At 62.7% G+C, this 25,215-nt stretch carries 26 protein-coding genes; 9 read left to right on the top strand and 17 right to left on the bottom strand.

What is annotated here, in order from left to right:
- Window positions 1-2: 2 nt before the first annotated feature.
- A complete protein-coding gene (locus QCL51_RS06260) occupies window positions 3-1,181 on the top strand; it encodes a VWA domain-containing protein (RefSeq protein ID WP_021783384.1) in 1,179 nt (392 codons plus the stop codon).
- A gap of 81 nt (window positions 1,182-1,262) precedes the next feature.
- Here the strand turns inward: QCL51_RS06260 and QCL51_RS06255 are convergent, their stop codons facing one another.
- The 4 genes from QCL51_RS06255 to QCL51_RS06240 are packed head-to-tail and all read right to left on the bottom strand — an operon-like array spanning window position 1,263 to window position 4,935.
- Entirely contained in the window at window positions 1,263-2,180 is a 918-nt protein-coding gene (locus tag QCL51_RS06255; protein ID WP_338444642.1) for a biotin-dependent carboxyltransferase family protein, read from the bottom strand.
- Window positions 2,177-2,863 (bottom strand): 5-oxoprolinase subunit PxpB, encoded by a 687-nt coding sequence (gene pxpB, locus QCL51_RS06250; RefSeq protein ID WP_021783382.1) that lies wholly within the window; start codon window positions 2,861-2,863, stop codon window positions 2,177-2,179. Before pxpB ends, QCL51_RS06255 begins: the two co-directional genes overlap by 4 nt.
- The gene (locus tag QCL51_RS06245) at window positions 2,863-3,639 is read right to left on the bottom strand and encodes a 5-oxoprolinase subunit PxpA (protein WP_103462160.1); all 777 of its coding nucleotides are present in this window, start codon (window positions 3,637-3,639) and stop codon (window positions 2,863-2,865) included. Before QCL51_RS06245 ends, pxpB begins: the two co-directional genes overlap by 1 nt.
- Window positions 3,640-3,648: 9 nt before the next feature.
- Window positions 3,649-4,935, bottom strand: a complete 1,287-nt coding sequence (locus QCL51_RS06240; RefSeq protein ID WP_103463132.1) for an MFS transporter — start codon at window positions 4,933-4,935, stop codon at window positions 3,649-3,651.
- Between the two features lie 130 nt (window positions 4,936-5,065).
- On the opposite strand from QCL51_RS06240, the gene QCL51_RS06235 reads away from it, so the two are divergent.
- Complete coding sequence (locus tag QCL51_RS06235; RefSeq protein ID WP_031322349.1) at window positions 5,066-5,977, top strand: LysR family transcriptional regulator; 912 nt, start codon at window positions 5,066-5,068, stop codon at window positions 5,975-5,977.
- A 122-nt stretch (window positions 5,978-6,099) separates the two neighbouring features.
- Here QCL51_RS06235 and QCL51_RS06230 read toward each other — a convergent pair whose 3' ends face one another.
- The 3 genes from QCL51_RS06230 to QCL51_RS06220 are packed head-to-tail and all read right to left on the bottom strand — an operon-like array spanning window position 6,100 to window position 7,917.
- Window positions 6,100-6,621: a DUF2937 family protein gene (locus QCL51_RS06230; RefSeq protein WP_021783378.1), complete on the bottom strand. Its 522-nt coding sequence runs from the start codon at window positions 6,619-6,621 to the stop codon at window positions 6,100-6,102.
- A 10-nt stretch (window positions 6,622-6,631) separates the two neighbouring features.
- Window positions 6,632-7,405 carry a class II glutamine amidotransferase gene (locus tag QCL51_RS06225; protein WP_021783377.1) on the bottom strand — a complete coding sequence of 258 codons (774 nt, stop codon included), beginning with the start codon at window positions 7,403-7,405 and terminating at the stop codon, window positions 6,632-6,634.
- Between the two features lie 14 nt (window positions 7,406-7,419).
- Complete coding sequence (locus tag QCL51_RS06220; protein ID WP_021783376.1) at window positions 7,420-7,917, bottom strand: hypothetical protein; 498 nt, start codon at window positions 7,915-7,917, stop codon at window positions 7,420-7,422.
- An 87-nt stretch (window positions 7,918-8,004) separates the two neighbouring features.
- Between QCL51_RS06220 and QCL51_RS06215 the strand changes: the two genes are divergently transcribed.
- The gene (locus tag QCL51_RS06215; protein WP_103469930.1) at window positions 8,005-10,047 is read left to right on the top strand and encodes a S9 family peptidase; all 2,043 of its coding nucleotides are present in this window, start codon (window positions 8,005-8,007) and stop codon (window positions 10,045-10,047) included.
- 181 nt (window positions 10,048-10,228) lie between these two features.
- On the opposite strand, the gene QCL51_RS06210 is transcribed toward QCL51_RS06215, so the two are convergent.
- Window positions 10,229-10,516 carry a hypothetical protein gene (locus QCL51_RS06210; protein WP_103444786.1) on the bottom strand — a complete coding sequence of 96 codons (288 nt, stop codon included), beginning with the start codon at window positions 10,514-10,516 and terminating at the stop codon, window positions 10,229-10,231.
- A gap of 132 nt (window positions 10,517-10,648) precedes the next feature.
- On the opposite strand from QCL51_RS06210, the gene QCL51_RS06205 reads away from it, so the two are divergent.
- Window positions 10,649-11,020, top strand: a complete 372-nt coding sequence (locus tag QCL51_RS06205) for a YajD family HNH nuclease (RefSeq protein WP_003254676.1) — start codon at window positions 10,649-10,651, stop codon at window positions 11,018-11,020.
- 72 nt (window positions 11,021-11,092) lie between these two features.
- The gene (locus QCL51_RS06200; RefSeq protein ID WP_003254677.1) at window positions 11,093-11,563 is read left to right on the top strand and encodes an RNA methyltransferase; all 471 of its coding nucleotides are present in this window, start codon (window positions 11,093-11,095) and stop codon (window positions 11,561-11,563) included.
- A gap of 64 nt (window positions 11,564-11,627) precedes the next feature.
- Here the strand turns inward: QCL51_RS06200 and QCL51_RS06195 are convergent, their stop codons facing one another.
- From QCL51_RS06195 to QCL51_RS06165, 7 genes are all read right to left on the bottom strand, one after another.
- A complete protein-coding gene (locus QCL51_RS06195) occupies window positions 11,628-11,846 on the bottom strand; it encodes an aldehyde dehydrogenase family protein (protein ID WP_135192473.1) in 219 nt (72 codons plus the stop codon).
- A gap of 2 nt (window positions 11,847-11,848) precedes the next feature.
- Window positions 11,849-13,057, bottom strand: coding sequence for a hypothetical protein (locus QCL51_RS06190; RefSeq protein ID WP_021783373.1), 1,209 nt, complete (start codon window positions 13,055-13,057; stop codon window positions 11,849-11,851).
- Between the two features lie 41 nt (window positions 13,058-13,098).
- Complete coding sequence (locus QCL51_RS06185; protein WP_028697742.1) at window positions 13,099-13,548, bottom strand: YcgN family cysteine cluster protein; 450 nt, start codon at window positions 13,546-13,548, stop codon at window positions 13,099-13,101.
- Window positions 13,549-13,729: 181 nt separating this feature from the next.
- Window positions 13,730-14,662: a D-2-hydroxyacid dehydrogenase gene (locus tag QCL51_RS06180; protein ID WP_021783371.1), complete on the bottom strand. Its 933-nt coding sequence runs from the start codon at window positions 14,660-14,662 to the stop codon at window positions 13,730-13,732.
- Window positions 14,663-14,664: 2 nt separating this feature from the next.
- Entirely contained in the window at window positions 14,665-14,958 is a 294-nt protein-coding gene (locus tag QCL51_RS06175; RefSeq protein WP_021783370.1) for a YcgL domain-containing protein, read from the bottom strand.
- Window positions 14,955-16,088: a ribonuclease D gene (gene rnd, locus QCL51_RS06170; protein ID WP_064491840.1), complete on the bottom strand. Its 1,134-nt coding sequence runs from the start codon at window positions 16,086-16,088 to the stop codon at window positions 14,955-14,957. The genes QCL51_RS06175 and rnd overlap by 4 nt, the downstream gene beginning before the upstream one ends.
- Window positions 16,089-16,295: 207 nt before the next feature.
- Window positions 16,296-17,933 (bottom strand): phosphoethanolamine--lipid A transferase, encoded by a 1,638-nt coding sequence (locus QCL51_RS06165; protein WP_021783368.1) that lies wholly within the window; start codon window positions 17,931-17,933, stop codon window positions 16,296-16,298.
- Between the two features lie 253 nt (window positions 17,934-18,186).
- Between QCL51_RS06165 and QCL51_RS06160 the strand changes: the two genes are divergently transcribed.
- The gene (locus tag QCL51_RS06160; protein WP_016391913.1) at window positions 18,187-18,423 is read left to right on the top strand and encodes a YdcH family protein; all 237 of its coding nucleotides are present in this window, start codon (window positions 18,187-18,189) and stop codon (window positions 18,421-18,423) included.
- 104 nt (window positions 18,424-18,527) lie between these two features.
- On the opposite strand, the gene QCL51_RS06155 is transcribed toward QCL51_RS06160, so the two are convergent.
- A complete protein-coding gene (locus QCL51_RS06155) occupies window positions 18,528-19,709 on the bottom strand; it encodes an aminotransferase class I/II-fold pyridoxal phosphate-dependent enzyme (protein ID WP_021783367.1) in 1,182 nt (393 codons plus the stop codon).
- A 92-nt stretch (window positions 19,710-19,801) separates the two neighbouring features.
- Between QCL51_RS06155 and QCL51_RS06150 the strand changes: the two genes are divergently transcribed.
- Window positions 19,802-20,263: an Lrp/AsnC family transcriptional regulator gene (locus tag QCL51_RS06150; RefSeq protein WP_338444641.1), complete on the top strand. Its 462-nt coding sequence runs from the start codon at window positions 19,802-19,804 to the stop codon at window positions 20,261-20,263.
- A 115-nt stretch (window positions 20,264-20,378) separates the two neighbouring features.
- Here QCL51_RS06150 and QCL51_RS06145 read toward each other — a convergent pair whose 3' ends face one another.
- On the bottom strand, window positions 20,379-22,709 hold the full coding sequence (locus tag QCL51_RS06145) for an FdhF/YdeP family oxidoreductase (protein ID WP_319298152.1): 2,331 nt from the start codon (window positions 22,707-22,709) through the stop codon (window positions 20,379-20,381).
- 550 nt (window positions 22,710-23,259) lie between these two features.
- Here QCL51_RS06145 and moaA point away from each other — a divergent pair.
- Window positions 23,260-24,264 (top strand): GTP 3',8-cyclase MoaA, encoded by a 1,005-nt coding sequence (gene moaA / locus QCL51_RS06140; protein ID WP_021783365.1) that lies wholly within the window; start codon window positions 23,260-23,262, stop codon window positions 24,262-24,264.
- A gap of 20 nt (window positions 24,265-24,284) precedes the next feature.
- A complete protein-coding gene (locus QCL51_RS06135; protein WP_021783364.1) occupies window positions 24,285-25,184 on the top strand; it encodes a bestrophin family protein in 900 nt (299 codons plus the stop codon).
- Window positions 25,185-25,215: the final 31 nt, after the last annotated feature.

Genomic DNA, 25,215 nt, shown 5'->3' with positions numbered 1-25,215 from the left:
CCATGCTGCTCAATCTGTTCAATGAGATGCGTGCGGCCAAGGTGCCGGTCTCGGTGCGTGAGCTGCTCGACCTGCACCAGGCCTTGCAAAAGCGCGTGGTGTTTGCCGACATGGACGAGTTCTACTACCTCGCCCGCGCCATCCTGGTAAAGGACGAACGCCACTTCGACAAGTTCGACCGGGCCTTCGCAGCCTATTTCAAGGGCCTGGAAAACCTCGACCGGCACATTGAGGCGCTGATCCCCGAAGACTGGCTGCGTAAAGAGTTCGAGCGCTCGCTGACCGATGAAGAGCGCGCGCAAATCCAGTCGCTGGGCGGCCTGGACAAGCTTATCGAGGCCTTCAAGAAACGCCTCGAAGAGCAAAAGGAACGCCACGCTGGCGGCAACAAGTGGATTGGTACCGGTGGCACCAGCCCATTCGGCTCGGGCGGTTTCAACCCCGAGGGTATCCGCGTCGGTGACGCCGGCAAGCGTCAGGGCAAGGCGGTAAAAGTCTGGGACCAACGCGAGTACAAGAACCTCGACGACCAGGTCGAGCTTGGCACCCGCAACATCAAGCTGGCCCTGCGCCGGCTGCGCAAGTTCGCCCGCGAAGGCGCCGCCGAAGAGCTGGACATTGACGGTACCATCGACCATACCGCGCGTGATGCCGGGTTGCTGAACATCCAGATGCGCCCTGAGCGGCGCAACACCGTGAAGCTGCTGTTGCTGTTCGACATTGGCGGCTCGATGGATGCGCACGTCAAAGTCTGCGAAGAGCTGTTCTCGGCCTGCAAGACCGAGTTCAAGCACCTGGAGTATTACTACTTCCACAATTGCGTTTATGAATCGGTGTGGAAGAACAACCTGCGCCGCACGTCAGAGCGTTTTTCCACCTTCGACCTGCTGCACAAGTATGGTGATGACTACAAGGTGGTGTTCGTCGGTGACGCGGCCATGGCGCCCTACGAGATCACCCAGCCAGGCGGCAGCGTGGAGCACTGGAACGAAGAAGCCGGGTATGTGTGGATCCAGCGCTTCATGGAAAAATTCAAGAAAATCATCTGGATCAACCCTTACCCCAAGCAGGCCTGGGAATACACCGCGTCGACCCATCTGGTGCGGGACCTGATCGAAGACAAGATGTATCCGCTGACCCTGCAAGGTTTGGAGGAAGGGATGCGCTACCTGTCCAAGTGAGGTTGCCCGCTCCAACATCGCCGTCAAGGCATGCACAAGACTTGTGTAGGAGCGGGTTTACCCGCGAAGAGGCCGCCCGCTCTACCGCCAACGGTTCAGGTAATCCTGCTGCTCTCGCCAGGCCTCGTCCTGCACCACCGCCCTGAACCGCACAGAAGCCCCCGGCATGCATTGCGCCAGTTGCGCCAGCGCCAGCGGCGTCAGCGCGCCCAGCCGCGGGTACCCACCAATGGTCTGCCGGTCATTGAGCAACACGATCGGCTGCCCGTCCGGTGGCACCTGCACAGCCCCCAGCGGAATCCCTTCAGAAATCATCGGCGCGCCCTGGTAGACCAGCTGCGGTCCCAGTAAGCGGACGCCCATGCGGTCGGCCCGCCTGTCCAGCGTCCAGTCACTGTTGAACGCTTCGAACAGGCTGGTACCGCTGAATTCACCGATCTGCGCGCCTATCACCAGGTCGAGCACCGGCTTTTTGGCGAACTGCGGGCACAACGCTTGCGGCACTTCGCGCAGGGTTGCTTTGCTACCGGTAAAAGCTAATGCCTGGTCTTTAGCCAGCGCAGCACCCTGGCCATCGATGCCACCCAGTGCTTCACGTACCACAGTGGCACAACTGCCCAGCACGTCCTCGCCCTGAAACCCGCCAGGTGCCGCCAGGTACGCCCGGACGCCCCGCTTTGGCTGTTTCAGGGTCAAGCGCTGGCCCTTGGCCAGGGCAAAGCTGCGCCATGGCGCCAAGGGCTGATCATCGACCCTGGCATCCAGGTCGGCACCGGCCAGGGCCAGCACGCAATCCTGTTCGGCCACCACGCAAAAACCACCCAGCGCCACCTCGACCACTGGCGCCCCCAACGGGTTGCCCAGCAGCCAGTTGGCCCAGTGCATCGCCACCCAGTCCAGCGCCCCGCCCTGGGTCACGCCCAAATGACGCACGCCAAAGCGCCCGGCATCCTGTAACTGGCACAACGGCGTACTGGCCTCGATCCTCAATTGCTTCATCCCTGCGCCTCCACATCACCACCCATGGCCAGGAATTCACTGCGCGAAACCGGCACAAAGCGCACCCGGTCACCGGGTTGCAAGAGGCTGTAACCCTCACGCTCACGGTCGAACAACCGCACCGGGGTGCGCCCGATCAGGTTCCAGCCACCCGGCGATACTGCCGGATACGCCGCCGTCTGACGCTCGGCAATGCCCACGCTGCCCGCCGCCACGCGCTTGCGCGGGGTACTCAGACGAGGGCTGGCCAGGCGCTCATCGACCAGGCCCATGAAGCCGAAACCAGGTGCGAAGCCCAAGGCAAACACCGGGTAATCACGCTCGCAATGCAAGCGAACAATCTCTGCTTCACTCAAGCCGCTGCGGGCCGCCAGCACAGGCAGCTCGGGGCCGACACTGGCGTCGTACCACACCGGGATCTCGTGTCGGCGGCCGCCACTGCCGGTGTCAGGCTGCAAGCCGTCCAGCGCCTGAGCGATTCGCGCCCTGGCCTCGCCCGGCGGCAGGGCAGACTGCACCATCAGCGTGGTGTAGGACGGCACCAGGTCCAGCAGGTGCTCGCCGAACGCCGCGCTCAAGCGCCGGCTGGCGGCGAGCATCCATGGCATGTTGGCCTCATCGATACGGTCGAACAGGCGTACCATCAGGCTGTCGATGGCGACCACTTCGATTCGCGGCTTCATCACGCCTCCAGCCCATCGAGGGCCTGGCGAATCTGCCGCACCGCAGCCACCGAACTGTCGTTGTCGCCATGCACGCAGAGGGTGCGGGCGGCGAGCTGCAAGGCACTGCCGTCGTCAGCCAACAGCGTTTCGCCTCGGGCCAGACGCACAGCCTGCTCCACCACCCGCGCCGGGTCGTGATGCACCGCGCCCGGCAGCCGCCGCGACAGCAGATGGCCGCTGGCGGTGTATGCGCGGTCTGCGAACGCCTCGAACCACAGCGGTACGCCAACTTCATCGCCCAGTGCCTGGGCGGCTCGGTTGTCGGCGGTAGCCATCAGCATCAACGGCAGGTTGCTGTCATAGGCCGCTACGGCCTCCAGCACGGTACGCAGCTTGAGCGGGTCGGCCATCATGTCGTTGTACAGCGCGCCATGGGGCTTCACATAGGCCACGCGACCACCCAGCACTTTGCAGATGCCATCCAGCGCACCGATCTGGTAATGCAGCAGGTCGCGGATTTCTTCCGGGCTGCAGGCCATGGAACGGCGGCCAAAGCCGACCAGGTCCGGGTAGGCCGGATGAGCGCCGATATTCACCCCGTGCTCCAGCGCCAACGCCACGGTGCGGCGCATGATACCGGGGTCGCCGGCATGGTAACCACAGGCGATGTTGGCGCAATCGATGTAAGGCATGACTTCGGCATCCAGGCCCATGCGCCAGCTGCCGAAACTCTCACCCATGTCGCAATTGAGTAGCAGGCGTTCCACCACGCGGTCTCCCTTGTCGTTGTGCATATGCCTACCTTACCGCGCCTGCAGCTGTTTGCCGCGGGTTTCCGGCAAGCTCAAGGCCGCCACGATCACAATGCCGTAGGACACCGCAGAAAACACGCCGATACCCAGGCCCAGCGGAACATTCTGGCCGAGCATGCCGATCATCAACGGGAACAGCGCGGCTATGACCTTGCCGATGTTGTAGCAGAAGCCCTGCCCCGAACCCCGAATGCGCGTAGGGAACAGTTCGGTCAGAAACGCGCCCATGCCACTGAAGATACCCGAGGCGAAAAAGCCCAGCGGGAGGCCCAGCCACAGCATCACGCCATCGCTGACCGGCATCTGCGTGTACAACAGCACAATGACGAAAGAGCCCACGGCGAACAGGATGAAGTTCTTCTTGCGCCCCAGCAGGTCGGACAGATAAGCGCTGACCACATAGCCCACGTACGAGCCGACGATCACCATGGCCAGATAGCCACCCGTGCCCAGCACACTCAGGCCGCGCTCGTTCTTCAGGAAGGTTGGCAGCCACGAGGTGATGGCGTAGTAACCGCCGAGCGCGCCGGTGGTCAGCAGGGATGCCCGAACGGTGGTCCAGAGCATGCCCGGCGCGAAGATTTCGTAGAAACGCGAAGGGGCCTCGGCGTTTTCCACTGCCTTGGCGTTACGATACACCTCAGGGTCCTTGACCAGGCGGCGAACGAAGATCACGAAAACCGCCGGTACCAGCCCCAGCAGGAACAACGCACGCCAGGCCTGCTCTGCCGGCAGCCAAGAGAACAGCAGCGCATAGAGGATGGCCGTGAGGCCCCAGCCAATTGCCCAACCGGACTGCACCATGCCGACCGCCTTGCCGCGGTCCTGGGCACGGATCACCTCGCCGATCAACACCGCGCCGGCGGTCCACTCGCCACCGAAGCCAAAGCCCATCAGGGTTCGGGCAATCAGCAGTTGCTCGTAGTTCTGAGCGAAGCCACACAGGAAGGTGAAGAAGGCGAACCACAACACCGTCAGTTGCAGGGTACGCACACGGCCGATGCGGTCGGAGAGGATACCGGCCACCCAGCCTCCTGCAGCGGAGGCGATCAGCGTGCTGGTGTGGATCAAGCCGGCTTCGGTGGTAGTGAGCCCCCACAGCATGATCAGCGTAGGGATGACGAAACTGAGCATCTGCGTGTCCATGCCGTCCAGGCCATAGCCAATCTTGCAGCTCCAGAAAGTACGTCGTTGCTGTTTGTCGATGTCGCGGTACCAGGCGAAAGGCCCGGTCGAACGGAAGGAACTGACCTGCTGCTGCACGCCGGTGGGGTTCATGGATGCCTCGGCTTGTTGGTATTGTTTTATGGGCGACATAAAGCGTCGCGGCCTGGGCGCCATTGTTCAGAGGCCGCCTCGCCTGCGTCCAACGAAAAAAACCGCCGGTCTGGAACAAGAAAAACTGATCATGAACCTTCGCTTCCTCGAAACCTTCGTCTGGGTCGCCCGGCTCAAGAGCTTTCGCCTGACGGCAGAAAAGCTGTTCACCACCCAGGCTTCGGTATCCAGCCGTATTGCCGCACTGGAGGCTGACCTGGGCGTGAAGCTGCTGCTGCGCGACTCCCGCGGCGTCAGCCTGACCCCGGAGGGCGGCAAGGTGCTGGAATACGCCGAACGCATGCTGGAAACCGCCAAGGCCATGAAGCAATCGCTGGACAGCGACCGGGCCAAGGTCGGGCGCATTCGCATCGGGGTGATGGACACTGTGATCCACACCTGGATGAGCGCACTGGTGGCGGAGTTGAGCGAGCGATACCCGCAGGTGGAAATCGAACTGGTGGCCGACACCGCGCTGAACTTGCGCGAGCAGTTGCAGAAGGGTTTTCTTGACGTGATTTTGCAGACCGACTTGCTACGCGAGCAATCGATCCGCAGCCTCGACCTGGCGCGCTACCCAATGGGCTGGGTGGTAGCCGCAGGCGCCCACCAGCACCGGGACTATGCGTCGCTGGCCGAACTTGGGCGCGAGCGTATCATCACCTTCTCGAAGAATTCACGGCCGCACCAGGAGGTACTGAGCTTGCTGCAGACTGCGGGGGCAGAGGCGCCGCGGTTGAATTGCGTGAACTCGGTGGCGGCGATTACCCGGCTGTTGCGCGACGGCTTTGGCATTGGCGCGCTACCGCCGGCGCTGGTGGATGCCGACTTGGGCCGGGGCGAGCTGGTGCTGCTGGAAGGGTTGCGGCCGCCGCCGAGCCTGGAGCTGGTGGTGGCGTGGCAGACCGGGGTGGCGTTGGTAGATGAGGTGGTTGGGGTTTGCCGGCAGGTGCTGGAGCGTTATGCGCGGGATGTGGGTGGGCAGCGGATCGTGCTGGTCTGAACGACGGTCTCTGCCTGTACCGGCCCTTTCGCGGGCTCGCCCGCTCCCACTCCCGCCAGGCCTGTGATAATCCTGTGGGAGCGGGCAGGCCCGCGAAAGGGCCGGTACAGGTACAGCAGAACTTAGCGCCAGCTCTCTTTCACCACCCTGCGCCGCCCGCCCAGGATCAGCCAGCCAATCCCCAGCAACAGGCTTTCGACCACAAACGCCAGCACAAAACCGGCACCAACCCCCCAGCCGATCGCCTCGGGCACCAGTAGAATCTGGTAGCTGTAGCCATCGAGGGTTTCTTCGCGCAACTGCGGGTCGGCCTGCACCAGCACATGCCAGGTACGCTCGGCCCATGACCCTTGCAGCACCTGCCATTCATTTTCCAGCAGTTCGTTGCGGATCATCAGGCTTTCGATGCTGTTGGCGTCACTGATGAACACCGGGTCATCGCTGCTGCGGTAGTGCTGCAGCAGCGCCTGCAAGTCGCCCTTGAAAAAGCGCTCGGCCGTTTGCCGGAACCCATCGAGCGCCTCGCGCGATTCGAACAAGTGCGCCTCGACCCGCTGGCTATAGTCCTTGACCAGCCCCGGGACCTGAATACCGGCCAGCAGGCCGAAGGTGAACAACAGCAATCGAAGGTAACTTCTGAACATGCAGGCGTCCTTAGCTCTGGCCGTGCGCCACGCACTCGCCGTGCCGCCACAGGGCCCACTGACCCGGTGCGTAGCGGTGCCAGGACTCGTTCTCGGTCAGGGCCTCGGTGGCAATCACCGTGACCACGTCGTTGGGGGTGGTTTCGGTATGAAAATCGACGATCAGGTCGACATCCTTTAACCGTGCGGCACCAAATGGCGCACGGCGGGTAATGTGCACCAGCTTGGTCGAGCAAAAGCAGAACAGCCAGTCGCCGTCGCTGAGCATGCAGTTGAATACGCCCTGACCACGGTAGCCGGCACAGGCTTCGACCAGCACTGGCAGCAGCTGTTCCACCGGCACCGGTTCCGGGAAAGCGCTGCGGATGCGGTTGAGCAGGTCACAGAAGGCCGCTTCGCTGTCGGTGTCGCCCACTGGCCGGTAGAAACTGGCCAGGCCCTTGAAGTCACCCAGCTGGCCGTTGTGCGCGAAGCACCAGTTGCGGCCCCACATTTCCCGCACGAACGGGTGGGTATTGGACAAGCACACCCTGCCGACATTGGCCTGACGGATATGACCAATCACCACTTCGCTTTTGATCGGGTAGCGCTGCACGAGGTTGGCCACTTCCGACTCGCTGCTCGCAGCCGGGTCCTGGAACAGGCGCAGCCCGCGGCCTTCGTAAAAGCCTATCCCCCAGCCGTCACGGTGCGGGCCGGTACGCCCGCCCCGCTGCATCAGGCCGGTGAAGCTGAAAACGATGTCGGTAGGGACGTTGGCACTCATGCCCAGCAGTTCGCACATCGGAGTGTCTCCGTTTACAGGCGTGGTTCGACCCGGCCTGCGCCACGCGCAGCGGCTGGCGGCGAGTCGTCACGGTAACGGTCGCTGCGCTCGGCTGCCAGCGGCGCTTGGGCGCCGAGCTGATCATCCTCGGCCAGCTGACGCTTGGCAGCGGCTTCGGCCTGTTCACGGCGTGCGTGCGCGCGCTTTTCAAGCGGCCAGCGCAGCAGGACGAAGAGGAAGTACAGGCCGAAAGCGATCATGCCGTACATGACGAAGTCGGACACAGCGCGCCAGGCGTTGTTGCCGACCTTGAAGGCAACATCCAGCGCAGTGATGGCGATTGCCGGGGCGAAGCTGTCCTTGACCGGATCGACGATGGTCGGGGTCAGCAGCAGCACCGCCAGCACCACCCGTAGCGGTTCGCGCAGCCAGCGCCACATCCAGCCGGTGAGCTTGAAGCCCACCAGCAGGCACCCTAAGGCGGCCACTGCGTACAGGCCCCAGGCGAAGGTGTAGTCGTTCTCGGTCATGGTGTTCGTGCAAGCCAGGCAAAGAGTTGCCTATGATAAACACTTTTCAGGGCGCAGACAGTGTTTGCCCCAATCAAGAGATCTTCAATGCCAACCAAGCCCCAACCCCCGATTGCCCAAGCCAACCAGGCAACCGACCCGTATGCCTGGCTGCAACAGCGCGACACCCCAGAGGTCCTCGCCTACCTGCAAGCTGAAAACGCCTACCAGGAAGCCTGCCTGGCCGACCAGGCCCCGTTGCGTGAGCAACTGTTCGAAGAGATCAAGGGCCGCATCCTGGAGACCGACCTGTCACTGCCGGCGCCCTGGGGCCCCTACCTGTATTACACCCGTACCACCGCCGGCGACGAATACCCGCGTCACTACCGCTGCCCACGCCCGGCCGATGACTCGAACACCGTCGATGAACGCCAGGAGCAACTGCTGCTCGACCCCAACGTCCTGGCCAACGGCGGTTTCCTTTCCCTCGGCGCGTTCAGCATCAGCCCCGACCACCGCCTGCTGGCCTACAGCCTCGACACCAGCGGCGACGAAATCTATACCCTGTACGTCAAAGACCTGGCCAGTGGCAGTGTCACTACCCTGCCTTTCGACGACTGCGACGGTAGCCTGACCTGGGCCAACGACAGCCAGACGCTATTCTTCGCTGAGCTTGACGACACCCACCGCCCATGGCGCCTGCGTCGCCACACCTTGGGCACTGACGCCGCGCACACCGTGTTCGAAGAGCCGGACGGGCGTTTCTTCCTGCACTGCTACCGCACCAGTTCCGAGCGCCAGCTGGTACTACTGCTGAACAGCAAGACCACCAGCGAGGCCTGGGTACTGGACGCCGAAACCCCGCAGGCACCGTTCATCTGCCTGGCGCCGCGCGTCGAAGGCCACGAATACTTCCCCGACCATGGCCAGCTCGACGGCGAGTGGCGCTGGTTCATCCGCACCAACCAGGATGGCATCAACTTCGCCCTTTACCACGCGCCAGTCGCGCCAGTACCAAGCCGCGAACAGTGGCAGGTGCTGGTGGCGCACCGCGACGCGGTCATGCTCGAAGGCCTCAGCCTGAACAGCGGCGCCCTGACCCTGAGCCTGCGCGAAGGCGGCCTGCCGATCATCGAAGTGCGCCCGCAAGGTTTGCCGGCCTACCGCGTCGAGCTGCCAGACGCCGCCTACAGCCTGTACGTGCAGGACAGCCTGGAATTTGCCAGCACTCGCATACGCTTGCGCTACGAAGCGCTCAACCGCCCGGCCCAGGTGCGCCAACTGGCGTTGTCCACGGGCGACCAGGTGGTGCTCAAGCAAACCCCGGTGCTCGGTGCATTCGATGCCGATGATTATGTCAGTGAGCGCCTGTGGGCAACCGCAGCGGACGGCACCCAGGTGCCGATCAGCCTGGTACGCCGCCGCCAGGACCTGGGCAAGACCGTGCCGCTGTACCTGTACGGCTATGGCGCCTATGGCGAAAGCCTCGACCCTTGGTTCTCACATGCGCGCCTGAGCCTGCTGGAACGTGGCGTGGCCTTTGCCATCGCCCATGTGCGGGGTGGCGGTGAACTGGGGGAGGCCTGGTACCGCGCCGGCAAGCAGGAGCACAAGCACAACACCTTCAGCGACTTCATCGCCTGCGCCGAGCACCTGATCAGCCAGGGCGTGACGGCCGCCGACCGCCTGGCCATCAGTGGTGGCAGCGCTGGCGGCCTGCTGATCGGCGCGGTGCTCAACCTGCGCCCGGAACTGTTCCGCTGCGCCATTGCCGAGGTGCCATTCGTCGACGTGCTCAACACCATGCTCGACCCGGAGCTGCCGCTGACCGTGACCGAGTACGACGAATGGGGCAACCCTGAAGAACCAGAGGTGTATGAACGGATCAAGGCTTATGCGCCGTATGAGAATCTGAAAGCGCAGGCCTACCCGGCGATGCTGGTGGTGGCGGGCTACAACGACAGCCGCGTGCAGTATTGGGAAGCCGCCAAATGGGTGGCGAAGTTGCGCACGCTCAAGACCGACAGCAACCTGCTGCTGCTCAAGACCGAGATGGGGGCTGGGCATGGTGGGATGAGCGGGCGGTACCAAGGGTTGAAAGATGTGGCGCTGGAGTATGCGTTCGTGTTTGGCGAGCTAGGTATTGCCTAAACCCAGGTTTAAGCACCCGCGCGATTGGACTGTGGGAGCGGGCAAGCCCGCGAAGCCAACACCGTGGTGGATGGCACGGGCTTCGCGCGTGTTCGCGGGCAAGCCCGCTCCCACACCCGCCAGCTTCAGAAATTGAGCAAGACAGTTGCTCCAACATGATGACGGCGTGGGCCGCTCATGCTCAATCATTCTGGGCCGGCGGCTTCGGCGGCTTCGGCGGCTCCGGCCGCAACCCGGGCAATGGCTGGTCCTTCGGCGGGCCGGGCACTGGCATCGGCGGCAACAACGGCGCCCCCGGCTGACTGTCATAAGCCTTGGGCGGTGTACTCGGAGTTATCTGCGGGTATGGCGTGGGCGTGGGCGTACCCGGTGCACCAGGCACTGGCGTATTGAGTCGAGGTGGCGTGCTGGCAGCTTCTGCCAGAGGCAGGCCAGCCATCAACAGCGCGGCGAGGATCGCGTGAAACATCAGCAACCTCCTGTCGGGAACCTTGCTACAGGCTACGCCTAAATCAACGCTTTCGCCTGTCCGCCTGACCTGCAAGCGCGCTAGACTCAACGGCATAACCGTCACCTGCCTGATCAGAACAAAGGAAACACCATGAGCTCCACCTCTTCTGCCGCCGCTACCGCGCGCCTCGACCGCATCCTGGCCGATGCCAAGCGCGACAAGGAAATGGGCTACCGCGACAAGGCCCTGAGAATGTACCCGCACGTGTGCGGCCGCTGCGCCCGCGAATTCGCCGGCAAGCGCCTGAGCGAGCTGACCGTGCATCACCGTGACCACAACCACGACAACAACCCTCAGGACGGCTCCAACTGGGAGCTGCTGTGCCTGTACTGCCACGACAACGAGCACTCGCGCTACACCGACCAGCAGTACTTCAGCGAAGGCTCCACCAGCACCCCGAGCATTGCCAAGGCTACGCACAACCCGTTTGCCGGGTTGGCGGGCATGCTGAAGAAAGACTGACCATCGATTCGCCCCCCGCTGCTACCGGGCAGCCCGTATAATCGCGCTTTTTTTCGCGAAGGGCCCCGGTACGTGGCAAACAAACGATACAGCTGCATCGGCCTGTTCAACCCCAAGTCGGCAGAAAACGTCGGCTCTGTGATGCGCGCCGCGGGCTGCTATGGCGTCAATTCGGTGTTCTACACGGGCAAACGCTATGAGCGCGCGCGTGACTTCGTCACCGACACCAAGCGCGTGCACTACGACATCCCGCTGATCGGCATCGACGACCTGCAGCGCATTATCCCGCTGGGGTGCACGCCAGTGGCGGTGGAACTGGTGGAGGGTGCGCGGCCATTGCCGGACTACACCCATCCGGACCGTGCCATTTACATCTTCGGACCAGAGGATGGCTCGTTGAGCGAAGAGGTGCGGGGCTGGTGTGAGGAGACAATCTACATACCAACCGAGGGCTGCATGAACCTGGCGGCAACGGTGAATGTGGTGCTGTACGACCGCTTGGCCAAGGGGCTGAATACCCGCTCGGGGCCCAAGTTCAAATAAAAAGGCCGCCACTGCGGCGGCAGGACAGACCTGCCAACACAGGGCGACCGAGTGCTGAGCTCCGTCAGAACAGCACCGAAACCGGGCCGAACATTGCCTCGACAAACCATGGGTTGTCGCGATCAACGTTGCCGACGATGGTTGGCTGCACGCTCCCCATCCTCGGTTTCGCCCCGTGAACAATGCTGAGTTTCTGCTCGGCGGTGTATTCCAGGTACGACTTGATACGCTTGAAATGCGACTTGCAGACGATGCCGCCCTGCCGATTGTCAGGCGCAGGGATACCTAGTGCAGCACCTTGCTCTGCAGCACATCGGAACGCCGCCCCAGTACGTTCTCGCTGATCTGCACAAAGTCTTCGGTACTGACGCTGGGCAGGCGCATCAGCCCACGCACCACATCGTCCAACGAACGCTTGGCCTGGGTGTGAATGCGGATTTCCTTGTCCAACGCCTGCAACAGCATCACGCCACGGGCCACCTGCGCCGGACTGGCGCGCTCACCCTTGAGCCGGTTGACCTTGGCGCCCTGCTTGCTCAGGCGCGCCTGCCAGACCTGGTAGCGGTCGTCACTCATCCCGCCCGAGCGGCGTAGCAACTCGTTGGCGTAATAATCGGTCAGGCTTTCTACCAGCCAGTCACTGCCGTCGCGCCCGTGAATCTGCGCGAAGAGTTGCACCAGTTCGCGCAGCAACGGGCTATTGCCGTTTTCGCTGACCATGGGCCGGGCACTGTTCAGGTACAACGAGCCCTGCGCAGCCATAGCCCCTCGCCACATGCCGTCACGCGCCCCGACCAAAAGCAGCTTGGGCGGGTTACGCGGGAACACAGCTTGTAGTTGTGGCCAGACGAATGTGAGCAAGGTCAGGTTGTCCATGCGCCGCATGCCCTGCCCCACCGGTGCGGCCACGGTCACTTCGGTCTCGCCCAGGCGAGCGCGGCGGCTGCCCAGGTCGCCGGCAAGCATCCAGCCGGTCGGGCGATCGAACAGGCGCGACACGTTGTCGATGCGAAACTTCCCCTTGCCAATGCGCGGCCAGGACGTTTCGATGCTCTTCCAGCCCTCGGGCAGGTCGAAAGCCAGGCGCGCCACCAACTCGGTACCGTCCTGCTGGTCGAGGCGCGCAGGGGGTATCAACTGGTCGCCGAGGAACAGTGCCCAGTGCGGGGTGACGCGTGATGAATAGGCGCCGCTGGCCAGCTTCTGGTCCAGCTGCACGCGGTAGCTGAGGCTGGTCTTGCCGGCCGCTGGCTGCCATATGCCACGCTGCCCCTTCAGTTGCCATTGCCCATCAGCCTGGAAGCCGCTGTAAGCCCCGGCCTTGCTCAGGTCGAAGTCCAGGCTGCGCACTACGCTGCCTTCGGCCAATGTAACGCGCACTTCAGCCTGGCCACTGGCAGGCAGCAATCGCACTTGGTAGTCGAGGTCGACCTTTTTCGCCCAGGCCGGCGAACTGGCCATCAGGCCCAACAGCAACAACAGCTGGCAACGCATACAGAAACTCCTTGTTTCCCCGGGGCAGCGGGTCGCGCCGGTCAGCTGGCGCGGAAGATCAGGTGGTCTTCCCAGTCGTCTTCGTGCACATCGTGTTCACTGAGCATACGCCCCGACTGTGAAATGCGCTGTTCATGGACCTGTTGGCGATCGCCACAGACCAGGTGATGCCAGGCCGGCAAGTCCTTGCCCTCACTGACCAGACGGTAACCACAGGTACTTGGCAGCCACTTGAACTGGTCGGCCTTGCCCGGGGTAAGCTGGATGCAGTCCGGCACTTGGGCGAAGCGGTTGGGGTAGTCACTGCACTGGCACGTATCCAGGTCCAGCAACTTGCAGGCGATGCGGGTGTAATAGACGCTGTTGTCGTCTTCGTCCTCGAGCTTTTGCAGGCAGCACAGGCCGCAGCCATCGCACAGCGACTCCCACTCTTGCTGGCTGAGTTGTTCGAGGGTCTTGCGCCGCCAGAACGGCGCGTTTTCAGCGATCATCACACGGGGTTCCTGCATTCATCTTGGGGGCCACAGCGCGCGGCGGCGCCAGTCTAGAGCCTGGCCTTCGGCAAAGCCAGACCGCTTGTCAGTCACGCCGACACGCAGTGGTGCCGTTCAATCGCAGCCAGGCGCAACAGGCTTCGGCGCTATGGCACACCTTCGACACAGCCCATACATTTCAATAACCCCGGTCGAAGTCCACTTCTCCCCGCAACCCCTGCCCCGCTTCATAAGCCCGCACGTTCTCGACAAACAAACGCACCATCGCCGCCGGCGAGGTGGGCGCCGAGCTGTGCCCGGTCAGTAGCAAGCCCCAGGCGGTCCAGAACGGGTGTTGCTTGGGCAGCGGCTCCTGGCGGCACACATCGATTACCGCACCGGCCAGATGGCCCGCCTTCAGCGCCTCAACCAGATCGGCATCGACCACCGCCACACCACGGCCGGCGTTGATGAACAAGGCCGAGGGCTGGAAGCACTTGAACAGCGCTGCGTCATACAGGTCATGAGTCGCCGGGGTATCGGGCAGCAGGTTCAGCACGTAATCGACCTGGCCGACCATGCGCGGCAGGTCGACCAGCGCCGCCACCTCGACGAACGGCGCCTGCTCACGGGCGCTGCTGGCGACCCCGTAAAGCTCCACACCAAACGGCTGCAGGAACTCGGCCACACGCTGACCAATGTCACCTACACCCACAATGAGAACCTTGCGCCCTTCCAGGCTGCGCCCCGGGTGGTCATCCCAACGCCGCTCGACCTGGCTGACCAGGCGCGCAAGCACCTCACGCTCATGGCCTAGCATATAGGTGAGCATGTACTCGGCCATCACTTGCCCGAAGATACCCACTGCCCGGCTCAGGCGGTAATCACGCGGCAGGCCATCGGCCAACAACGGCGTGATACCGGCCCAGGTCGACTGCATCCAGGCAGGCTTATGGCCTTGGCGCAGCAGACTTGCCAGCAAGTCCGGCTGGCCCAGCCACACCGGGCACTGCGGTGCCTGGCGGGCGAGTTCGGCAGAGTCGCCGCTGGTCAGAACTTCCACTTCAGGCGCGGCTGCGCGCAAAAGCTCGGCGTATCGAGCATGGTCATGCTCAGCAATCAGTACGCGCATGGTCAGACGGGGTCGTTACGGCGCAGCAGCTCTTCGGGCAGGTGCTCGATGTACTCATCTTCCAGCGGCGGCATCTGCAGGTGGTAACCTTGGCTTTCGAGGTTCTCCAGCACCTTGCTGATGTCCTCGCGGGCCAGCTTGCGCTCAGGGCTGAGCACCAGGTCGAAAGCGTGAACGGGGGTGCCGAAAAACGGCAGCAGGCCTTCAGGCACGCGCTCCAGGCCGTCAGCCTTGAGCACGTACAGGTACATTTCGTTCTTGCGTGGGCTCTTGTAGATCGAGCAAATGCGTTTCATCGGGTTTCTCCGGCACCTGCCAGGTTGTCCAGCAGGGCCTGGCCCATGCGCTCACGGCGCCAGCCGCGCAGCGAATCGGGCAGTTGATAAGGGCCATTGGGGTAACCGCTCTTGAGCAGCGCCTCCAGGGCTTTCTTGCGCAGCATCAGCTCGGGCGCAATCCCCAGGCGCTCGCCTTCGGCCTGGCCGATGGCACGCAACTGCTTGAGGAGGCCGGCAGCCTCGATCGGCAGCGGCTCGGGCAAGGGCGCTGGCCATTGCTCGGCAGGCAGGCTGGCGGCGCGCTTGATCAGCTGGATGAGGAACTCACCGTCCTGACGAATGGTGCGCGGGTGCATCTCGTCGATCTTGGCCAAGGCCGACAGGTTGTTCGGCTGGCTCTTGGCCATGGGCCACAGCGAGTGCTCCTTGAGGATACGATTGCGCGGGACATCGCGGTTGCGCGCCTCGCGCTCGCGCCAGGCGCACAGCTCACGCAGCACTGCCAGTTGTTGAGGCGCCAGCTTCCAGGCCAGCTTGACGTCGCGATACAGGCTTTCGGGCTCGACTTCACGGCGCAACGCAGCCACCAGCTCGGCGCCGTCTTCCAGCACCCAGGCGTACTTGTCGTCACTCAGCCGCGGGCGCAGCACGGTGAACAGCTCGGCCAGGTGCACGGCATCTTCGGCAGCGTAGCTGACCTGGGTTTCCGAGAGCGGGCGTTGCAGCCAGTCAGAGCGGGTTTCGCCTTTGGGCAATTCGATGCCCAGCACTTCCTGCACCAGGCGCGAATAGCCCATGGAGAAGCCCAGGTTCAGGTAACCGGCGGCCAGCTGAGTGTCGAACAGCGGTTGAGGCAGCTTGCCGGTCAGGCGCAGCAGCACTTCAAGGTCTTCGCTGCAGGCGTGCAGTACCTTGACCACACCGCTGTCTTCCAGCAGGTCGGCCAAGGGTTGCCAGTTGCCGATCAGCAGCGGGTCGATCAGGAAGGCGCGTTGGCCGTCGCCGATCTGAATCAGCCCGGCTTTCGGGTAGAAGGTGTCGACCCGCATGAATTCGGTGTCGACGGCGACGAACGGCAACTGGTGCCAGTCGCGGCAGTGTTCGGCCAGGCTCTGGTCGTCACGGATCCAGTGAATTTCGATGGCCACAAGGCTCTCCCACTAACATTGGCGCGCAGTATATACGGCGCGGGCACTGCTGGTGAAACTGTCCAGCTTTTCGGGAGCAGTCCACCCTGTGGGAGCGGGCGCGCCCGCGAAGAAGGCAACACGGTGTATGGCACGGGCTTGGCCCGGGTTCGCGGGCTTGCCCGCTCCCACAGGGACCGCGCAAGCTTGCATGACACGCGACTGGCTTCAGCGCTTGGCCGCCAGCCAGGGCCGGCAACTGGCGAACATGTCCAGCGACTGCTGGTAGAGTTCGGTGTGTACCTGCAACAAGCCAAGCATCGAGTGGAACAGGTTGTCCTGGGACAGCGGGGCATCGCTGAGCCGGGCCAGGCAGTCGGTATCGACGCCGAAGTCCTCCTTGTAGCTGTCAGAGAACCAGGTCAGCAGCGGCACATGCTTCTGCGGCTCGGGAGCGATGGCGTACGGCGTACCGTGCAGGAACAGGTTGTACTCGCCCAGCGACTCGCCGTGGTCGGACAGGTAGATCATCGCCGTGTCGACCTTGTCTTGCTTGCTGCGCAGGATATCGATCAGCGAGGCCAGCACCTTGTCGGTGTAAGCAAGGGTGTTGTCGTACCCGTTGATGATTTCCTCCTTGCTGCACTGGTTCAACGCGTTGCTTTGGCACACCGGGGTGAAGCGCTCGTCGTCACTGGGGTAGCGCTTGAAGTACTCGGGGCCGTGGCTACCCATCTGGTGCAGCACCAGCACGGTGTCCTTGTCGAGGTTGTCGATCAGCGCGTCCAGGCCTTGCAGCAGGATCTGGTCATGGCATTCGCCATTGGCGCACAGCTGCGGATCCTTGAGGTTGCTGACATCAATGAACTGCACGCGATCGCAGGTGCCTTTGCAGCCCGACTGGTTGTCACGCCACTGCACGGCCAGGCCGGCACGCTGGAGAATGTCCAACAGCCCTTCACGGTTTTTCGCTACCCGGGCATCGTAGTCCCTGCGCTTCATGCCCGAGAACATGCAAGGCACCGAAACCGCCGTTTCCGTACCACACGAGTGCACGTCGGAAAACGCCAGCAGGCCCTGCTCCTTGGCGAGATTCGGCGTGGTATCGCGGTCATAGCCCAGCACGCCGAAATGGTCTGCCCGGGCACTTTCCCCGACCACCAGCACGGTCAGCGACTTGCGCTCATGTTTTTGCCAGGCCGCATCACGCTTGGCATCTTCGCCATAATGCTGGAACGGGCGCGAGGCCGTACCGACACGCTCGCTGACATAACCAATGGAAGCCCCGACGATATTGCTGGGGGTGAGCATCAGGCGCAGTTCATGGTGATTGCGAAACAGCGACGACAGCCCCTGATAATTGACCAAGGCGACCGAGCCGATGGTCACTACACAGGCGCCACTGACCACCAACTTGCCCAGCAGCTCGCGGTGCCAGGGGCGGTAAGCGATCTTCGCCTTCCACAGCAGCACCGAAGGCAGCACACCCAGCAGCAGGATATATGCGGCAAACTTGAACGACATCAAGTCGCGCACTTCCGCAATATTGGTCTCGGCCATATTACGAAACATACCGGTATCAATAAGTACACCGTACTGGTTCATGAAGTAAGCCACGCCTGCGCCACTCATGAACAACACGATAAGTACCGGCTTCAATACATATCGGAAAGCAAGTAACGTGAGGATCAGATTGAAGGCGAAGAGCATCAGCATGGCAAACGCCAGGCTTAGCCACAACCCCGACAGGCCGGCAGGAACCGCGGCTTGCAGGTGCTCCCAGAGGAACATGTTGAAGCCGATCAGCAGGTAAAGACTGGCCAGCAGCGTGACCCATTCAGTCCGCAGGGATTTGAAGTTGAGCATCAGCGTTCGCAATCAAGAGTGATTTTCAACCCCCAGGCCAGAAGGCACCGTGGGAAAGTTGGGCGAACTCTAGAAAGGGCGCCATCAAATTTTTGTGAAAAAGACGGTAACAATTTCGTGAAGGTGCGTCTTTTACAAATAATCTCAAAATCATTCAGCTGCCATTCAGCCTGGGCAGCGGCCACAAGCCTGCGCAAAGACAGCTATCCTCAGTGATCAGAGCCTTACCGACAACCCTGACAGAGGTGAAGAAATGCCAGTTCCGCATGATCTGCTCGCTGACCTGCACGTTACCGCTGATGCATTCCAGGCGCTCATTGACAAGGATCAGGACCTGCACAAACTGCACAAGGAGTACAACGCCAAGGACAAGGAGGTGGTCGCCGCCGAAGGCAACGGTACCAACGACGAGGCCGTCAACCGCCTGCGCAAGGAAAGGTTGCTGATCAAGGACAAGATCGAACGGATCATTCATCCGCCCAAATCCTGACAGGCATCTATTGAATCCGCCGGCCTCTTCGCGGGCAAGCCCGCTCCTACATTGAAACACGACACCTGCAGGAGCGGGCTTGACCGCGAAGAGGCCAGCAGCCCTTACACAGCAACCAGCGCTTTCAACGCCCCATCCAGGTCCTCGACCAGGTCACGGTAATCCTCGATACCTACCGACAACCGCAGCAGGTTTTCGCTGATACCCATCACCCCTTTCTGCTCCGGGCTCAGCGAGCAGTGCGACATGCTCCAGGAATGGTTGATCATGCTCTCCACCCCGCCCAGCGAGTCAGCCAGCACAAAAATCTGCAGTGCCTCTACCAGGCGGTTGAGCGCGGCGCGGTCGCCCTTGACCTTCATCGCCACCACTGCCCCGCCACTGCGCATCTGGCGTTTGCACAGTTCATGCTGTGGGTGGCTTTCCAGCCCCGGGTAATAGACCTGCTCGACCTGCGCGTGGCCTTCCAGGAAGCGCGCCACCTGCAGGGCATTGGCGCACTGGCGCTCCATGCGCACATCCAGGGTTTTGAGGCCGCGCAGGGCCAGGTAGCAGTCGAACGGCCCCTGCACCGCACCAATCGCCATGCTGATACGGCGCAGGCGGGCCAGCAGCGCGTCATTGGCTGCCACCACCACACCGCCGGTGAGGTCGGAGTGGCCACCGATGTACTTGCTGGCCGAGTGCATCACCAAGTCCACGCCCAAGGTGATCGGGCGCTGGTTCCACGGTGAGCAGAACGTGTTGTCGATACAGGTAAGAATTCCCCGCGCCCTGGCCAGGTCGCATACCGCCTTGATGTCGACCAGGTGCAGCAACGGGTTGGTCGGCGATTCGATCCAGATCAGCTGGGTTTCCGGCTTGATCGCAGCCGCTACGGCTTCAAGGTCGTTGAGATCGACATAGGTGGTGGTCAGCCCCGAGGTGCGGCTGCGGTAATCTTCCATGATGCGGAATGTGCCACCGTACACGCCGTTCATCACCACCACGTGGGCATCCTTGGGCAGCAGCTCAAGCACGGTTGCGGTGGCATTGACTCCCGAGGCGCAGGCCACAGCGCCCACGCCTTCTTCCAGGGCAGCGACACAGGTTTCGTAGGCATGCCGGGTGGGGTTGCCGACGCGGCTATAGGAATATTCCGGCTTGTCATCCAGGCTGCGCTTGGTGAACGAACTGGCGGTGACGATGGCCGGGAAAATGGCGTTATCGGCAACGCTGAACTGCTCGCCGGCGTGAATGGTACGGGTGGCGAAATTGCGCGGCTTGTCGGACATGGTCAGGCCCATTGGCAGAATGAAAGCTGCAACTATCGCACAACCCAAATCGTCTGGCCTTGGGGTAATCTGTGAAATATTTTTCTGCACGGCCAGCGCACGATATGGACAGTTTCGACCAGCACATTCTTACCCTGCTACAGCGTGATGCCTCGATCTCGCTGAAGGACCTGGCCGAGGCCGTCAACCTGTCCACCACACCGTGCTGGAAGCGGGTCAAGCGCCTGGAAGAAGACGGCTACATACTCGGCCGTGTCGCCCTGCTGGACCCCGAACGGCTGGGGCTGGGGCTTACTGTGTTCGTCCAGCTCAAGACCCAGCGCCACGACAGCGCCTGGCTGGAGCAGTTTGCCGCGACCGTCACCCGGTTCGAGGAAGTGATGGAGTGCTACCGCATGTCCGGCGACTGGGACTACATGCTGCGGGTGGTGGTGGGCGATATCGCGGCGTATGACCGGTTTTACAAAAAGCTGATTACCCGTACCGACGGGCTATCGAACATCACCTCCAGTTTTGCCATGGAGCAGATGAAGTACACCACGGCTTACCCGGTGAATCGCGCCTGACTGGTGCTGGATTCTTCGCGGGTAAACCCGCTCCCACAGGATCACCTCAACCTCAAACGCTGTGGGGTCCTGTAGGAGCGGGTTCACCCGCGAAGGGGCCAGTACAGGCACCCCATCAATCCGTGGCCAACACCGCCGCAATGCGGTTCCCCGCCTTGGCTTTCACGACCTTGATCGCCACGAATTTCGAGGTCGGGGTATAGGTCCCCTCACCATAACTTTCCAGCGGTACCAACGGGTTGGTTTCCGGGTAATACGCCGCCGCCTGCCCCTCCGGCACGTCATACGCCACCAGGCGGAACCCCGAAACCCGCCGCTCCACGCCATCCTCCCACAACGACACAAGGTCCACCTGCTCACCCGGTTCGAAGCCCAGGCGACGGATGTCCGCCTCATTGACGAACACCACTTCACGCAGGCCGAACACCCCACGGTAGCGGTCGTCCAGGCCATACAGGGTGGTGTTGTACTGGTCGTGCGAGCGCAGGGTCTGCAGGATCAGGTCGGGTTTGTCACCCCGGGCCAGCACCTTGGCATTGACCAGCTCCTCGGGCAGCGCGTGGGGCATGAACCGGGCCTTGCCCGTGGCCGTTCGGAAGTTGCGATCGGCGGCGGTGTTACCCAGGTGGAAACCGCCCGGCTGCTGCAAGCGCTCATTGAAGCTGGCGAAACCAGGGATAACGTCTGCGATCATCTGACGAATACGGCTGTAGTCGGCCACCGCAAACTCCCAGTCTATCGGCTGGTTACCCAGCGTAGCCTTGGCCATGCCGGCGATGATCCAGGGCTCCGAGCGCATATGCGGCGAGCGTGGGCGCAACTGGCCGTGGGAGATGTGCACCATGCTGAAGGTGTCCTCCACAGTCACGCCTTGCGGCCCTTCGGCCTGCAGGTCGATTTCGGTACGGCCCAGGCACGGCAGGATCAGCGCATCGCGGCCGGTGACCAGGTGCGAGCGGTTGAGCTTGGTGGAAATCTGCACGGTCAACGCGCAGTTCTGCAGCGCCGCGTGGGTGCGCGCGGTGTCCGGGGTGGCTTGGGCAAAGTTGCCGCCCAAGCCGATGAACACCTTGGCCCGTCCCTCTTCCATGGCTTTGATCGCCAACACCGCGTTGTGCCCATGGGTACGCGGCACACTGAACTGGAAACGTTGTTCGATGGCATCGAGTAGCGCCGCCGACGGCTTCTCATCAATGCCCATGGTACGGTCACCCTGCACGTTGCTGTGGCCACGCACCGGCGACAGGCCTGCGCCGGGTTTGCCGACGTTGCCGCGCAGCAGCTGCAGGTTGACGATTTCCTGCACGGTCGGCACCGAATGGCGATGCTGGGTGACGCCCATGGCCCAACACATGATGACCCGTTCGGCCTTGCGATACATGCGGGCGGCCAGCTCGATCTCGGCCAGGGTCAAGCCCGACTGTTTGACGATGTGCTCCCAGGACGTGGCGTCCACCGTCGCCAGGTAATCGTCGACGCCGCTGGTGTGCTCGGCGATGAAGGCATGGTCGAACACCGCCGGCTCGCCCTTGGCCTGCGCCTCGCGCTCCCATTGCAACAAATATTTGGCAATGCCGCGCATTGCCGCCATGTCCCCACCCAAGGCCGGGCGGAAGTAGGCACTGGAGGTCGGCTCGGAGCCGTTGCTGAGCATTTCGAACGGGTGCTGCGGGTGCTGGAAGCGCTCGAGGCCACGCTCTTTCAGCGGGTTGAAGCAGACTACCTGGGCACCACGCTTGACCGCTTCCCGCAGGGGTTCGAGCATGCGCGGGTGGTTGGTGCCGGGGTTCTGGCCAATGACGAAGATCGCGTCGGCCAGTTCCAGGTCGTGGAACACCACGGTGCCCTTGCCCACCCCGAGGGTTTCCGACATGCCCGCGCCGCTGGCTTCGTGGCACATGTTCGAGCAATCAGGGAAGTTGTTGGTGCCGTAAGCGCGCACGAACAGTTGGTAGAGGAACGCCGCCTCGTTGCTGGCCCGGCCCGAGGTGTAGAACTCGGCCTCATCTGGCGACTGAAGCGCATGCAGGTGCCTGGCGACCAGCTCGAAGGCCTCCTGCCAGGTGGTTTCGACATAGTGGTCGGTGGCGGCGTCGTAACGCATCGGGTGGGTGAGGCGGCCCTGGTATTCGAGCCAGTAGTCGGTCTGCTCCTTCAACGCGCTGACGCTGTATTTGGCGAAGAAAGCCGGGTCGACCGAGCGGCCGGTGGCTTCCCAGTTGACCGCCTTGGCGCCGTTCTCGCAGAACTTGACCATGTCGCTTTCCGGCGACTCGCCCCAGGCACAGCCGGGGCAGTCGAAGCCGCCGTTCTGGTTGGTCTTGAGCATGGCCCGCAGGTTCTTGAAGGCATTTTCGCTGCCCAGCCAGCTCTTGGTCACGCTTTTCAGCGCCCCCCAGCCGGCGGCGGCGCCCTTGTAGTCCCTGATGTGTTCGTCCTGGCTCATGCGATGAATCCTCACGCTTCGATGCTTTTTTCCAGCCTATGGAGCGTGGGGAGGGGGCGTCCAATCGAAAGATCTTACGGCGTGATAAGCGGTTTCGATCATGGGCTTCCTGGTGCTTGCCGTGCCATCTTCAGCGCCAGTGAGATCGAGCGCCGCCCGCGCGGCGCATCGCGAGCTGCGCTCGCTCCTACGTTTGTTTCGGGCCAGTGACGCCTGTGACAGGCGCGCGCGACCGCCTGGTTTGTACGACGCGAGAGCGAGCCATGCGCCAAGGCGTGCACGATCGCCTGGTTTGTGCGACGCGATATCGAGCCATGCACCAAGGCGTGCGCGCGCAAATCCCCAGGCATCATTGGCCCGAAACAAACGTAGGAGCGAGCGTAGCTCGCGATGCGCCGCGCGGGCGGCGCTCGATCTCACTGGCGCTGAAAATGCCAAGCCGAGTGATAGAGGCCATCGATCAACCAGTAGGACAAAGCAATTTGACGCCCCTGCCCCCAGGTTATAGCTTGGAGTCATGCCCCAACCCCTTCGAGATTCGAGTGCGAACGTGGAACAGAACAGCCGGGCCCTGATCGACGGCTTCAACCGGAAAATCGACTACCTGCGGATGTCGGTCACCGACCGCTGTGACTTCCGTTGCGTGTACTGCATGGCCGAAGACATGCAGTTTCTGCCGCGCCAGCAAATCCTCAGTCTCGAAGAACTGTTCCAGGTGGCCGAGCGCTTTGTCGCCCTCGGCACCCGCAAGATCCGCCTGACGGGTGGCGAGCCACTGGTACGCCAGGGCATCGTCGACCTGTGTGGGCGCATCGCCGCCCTGCCCGGCCTGCACGAGCTGTGCCTGACCAGCAACGGCTCGCAACTCGGACGCCTGGCTCAGCCGCTGTTCGACGCCGGCGTGACACGCCTGAACATCAGCCTGGATAGCCTGGATGCCGACCGTTTCAAGCAACTGACCCGCACCGGCGACCTTGCCCAGGTAATCGCCGGCATCGACGCCGCACGCCAGGCCGGTTTCAAACGCACCAAGCTCAACTGCGTGGTACTCAAAGGCCGTAACGACCATGAACTGGTCGATCTGGTGCGCTTTGCCATCGAACGCGAGCTGGACATCACCTTCATCGAGGAAATGCCGCTGGGGGTGATAAGCGAGCATGAACGTGACGAATCGTTCTGCTCCAGCGATGAAGTTCGTGAACGCCTGGCCGAGCAGTTCACGCTGATCGAATCGACCGAATCGTCCATGGGGCCGGCCCGCTACTGGCGCCTGGCCGAAGCCAAAAACACCCGGGTCGGCTTCATTTCACCGCACAGCCACAACTTCTGCGCCACCTGCAACCGCGTACGCCTTACCGTCGAAGGCCGCCTGCTGTTGTGCCTGGGCAACGAACACTCGGTAGACCTCAAGCACGTGCTGCGCGCCCATCCTGGCAACCCCGAACGCCTGGAAAAGGCCATTCGCGACTCGCTGCACCTCAAGCCCTATCGCCATCACTTCGAAGTCGGTGGCGATGTGCAGATCCTGCGCTTCATGAACATGACCGGCGGCTGAGCAGCCGTCTCAGGACTTCCATGATCGTCCCGCCCTCCCCCGATGTGCTGCGCGTGCTGTTCACCCTCAAGGGGTCGATCGTTAAACGCATTGCCCTGCGCTGCCTGACGGTGACACTGCTGGCCGCGCTGATCGTGCTGGTCGAGCGGCATTTCCCAGCGTATTTCTACCCGGTCAGCGCCACGCCATTCACCTTGCTGGGCCTGTCGCTGTCGATCTTCATGAGCTTTCGCAACAACGCGTGCTACGACCGTTGGTGGGAGGGGCGCAAGGCCTGGGGCAAGCTGATTATAGAAACTCGCTCGTTCGTGCGCGAAAGCATGGTGATCGCCGACGAAACACTGCGCAACGAACTGCTGCGCAACTTGTGTGGCTTCGCTCATGCACTCAATGCCCGGCTGCGTAACGAGGACGAACGGGCAGCTGCCAGACCGTGGCTGGCCCAGGCCGATGCGATCAGCCCGCACAATGTGTGCGACGGTATCCTGCGTGAAATCGGCGAACACTGTTCACGGTTGGCCGCGCAGCAACAGATCAGCGAATGGCGCTACAACCTGCTGGAACAACGCCTGGTGGGCCTGACCGAAGTGCAGGCCACCTGCGAGCGGATCAAGGGCACGCCCTTGCCGTTCCCCTACACGCTGCTGCTGCACCGTACCATCTATATTTTCTGCCTGCTGCTGCCGTTTGCCCTGGCCGAGCCGCTGGGCTGGCTGGCACCACTGTTCACCACCATCGTGGGGTACACGTTCTTCGGGCTGGATGCGATCGGCAACGAGCTGGAAGACCCGTTCGGGCGCGATGAGAACGACCTGCCGACCGATGCCATGGTGCGCACGGTGGAGCGCGATGTGCTGGCCGGATTGGGGGAACAGCAGTTGCCGCCGGCCTTGTTGCCGGTGGGGTATGTGTTGAGCTGACCGTGGGTGGTTGCCTGTTCTGGCCTCTTCG

The organism is Pseudomonas sp. LTR0, assembly GCF_036630035.1.
In the GTDB taxonomy this organism is placed as follows: Bacteria; Pseudomonadota; Gammaproteobacteria; order Pseudomonadales; family Pseudomonadaceae; genus Aquipseudomonas; species Aquipseudomonas putida_Y.
This window is presented reverse-complemented; position numbering and strand designations above follow the sequence as displayed.

Coding starts and splice junctions, on each gene's coding strand:
- QCL51_RS06260 (WP_021783384.1), top strand. CDS start 3: ATGCTGCTCAATCTGTTCAATGAGATGCGTGCGGCCAAGGTGCCGGTC.
- QCL51_RS06255 (WP_338444642.1), bottom strand. CDS start 2,180: ATGAAGCAATTGAGGATCGAGGCCAGTACGCCGTTGTGCCAGTTACAG.
- pxpB (WP_021783382.1), bottom strand. CDS start 2,863: ATGAAGCCGCGAATCGAAGTGGTCGCCATCGACAGCCTGATGGTACGC.
- QCL51_RS06245 (WP_103462160.1), bottom strand. CDS start 3,639: ATGCACAACGACAAGGGAGACCGCGTGGTGGAACGCCTGCTACTCAAT.
- QCL51_RS06240 (WP_103463132.1), bottom strand. CDS start 4,935: ATGAACCCCACCGGCGTGCAGCAGCAGGTCAGTTCCTTCCGTTCGACC.
- QCL51_RS06235 (WP_031322349.1), top strand. CDS start 5,066: ATGAACCTTCGCTTCCTCGAAACCTTCGTCTGGGTCGCCCGGCTCAAG.
- QCL51_RS06230 (WP_021783378.1), bottom strand. CDS start 6,621: ATGTTCAGAAGTTACCTTCGATTGCTGTTGTTCACCTTCGGCCTGCTG.
- QCL51_RS06225 (WP_021783377.1), bottom strand. CDS start 7,405: ATGTGCGAACTGCTGGGCATGAGTGCCAACGTCCCTACCGACATCGTT.
- QCL51_RS06220 (WP_021783376.1), bottom strand. CDS start 7,917: ATGACCGAGAACGACTACACCTTCGCCTGGGGCCTGTACGCAGTGGCC.
- QCL51_RS06215 (WP_103469930.1), top strand. CDS start 8,005: ATGCCAACCAAGCCCCAACCCCCGATTGCCCAAGCCAACCAGGCAACC.
- QCL51_RS06210 (WP_103444786.1), bottom strand. CDS start 10,516: ATGTTTCACGCGATCCTCGCCGCGCTGTTGATGGCTGGCCTGCCTCTG.
- QCL51_RS06205 (WP_003254676.1), top strand. CDS start 10,649: ATGAGCTCCACCTCTTCTGCCGCCGCTACCGCGCGCCTCGACCGCATC.
- QCL51_RS06190 (WP_021783373.1), bottom strand. CDS start 13,057: ATGCGTTGCCAGCTGTTGTTGCTGTTGGGCCTGATGGCCAGTTCGCCG.
- QCL51_RS06185 (WP_028697742.1), bottom strand. CDS start 13,548: ATGATCGCTGAAAACGCGCCGTTCTGGCGGCGCAAGACCCTCGAACAA.
- QCL51_RS06180 (WP_021783371.1), bottom strand. CDS start 14,662: ATGCGCGTACTGATTGCTGAGCATGACCATGCTCGATACGCCGAGCTT.
- QCL51_RS06175 (WP_021783370.1), bottom strand. CDS start 14,958: ATGAAACGCATTTGCTCGATCTACAAGAGCCCACGCAAGAACGAAATG.
- QCL51_RS06165 (WP_021783368.1), bottom strand. CDS start 17,933: ATGCTCAACTTCAAATCCCTGCGGACTGAATGGGTCACGCTGCTGGCC.
- QCL51_RS06160 (WP_016391913.1), top strand. CDS start 18,187: ATGCCAGTTCCGCATGATCTGCTCGCTGACCTGCACGTTACCGCTGAT.
- QCL51_RS06155 (WP_021783367.1), bottom strand. CDS start 19,709: ATGGGCCTGACCATGTCCGACAAGCCGCGCAATTTCGCCACCCGTACC.
- QCL51_RS06150 (WP_338444641.1), top strand. CDS start 19,802: ATGGACAGTTTCGACCAGCACATTCTTACCCTGCTACAGCGTGATGCC.
- QCL51_RS06145 (WP_319298152.1), bottom strand. CDS start 22,709: ATGAGCCAGGACGAACACATCAGGGACTACAAGGGCGCCGCCGCCGGC.
- QCL51_RS06135 (WP_021783364.1), top strand. CDS start 24,285: ATGATCGTCCCGCCCTCCCCCGATGTGCTGCGCGTGCTGTTCACCCTC.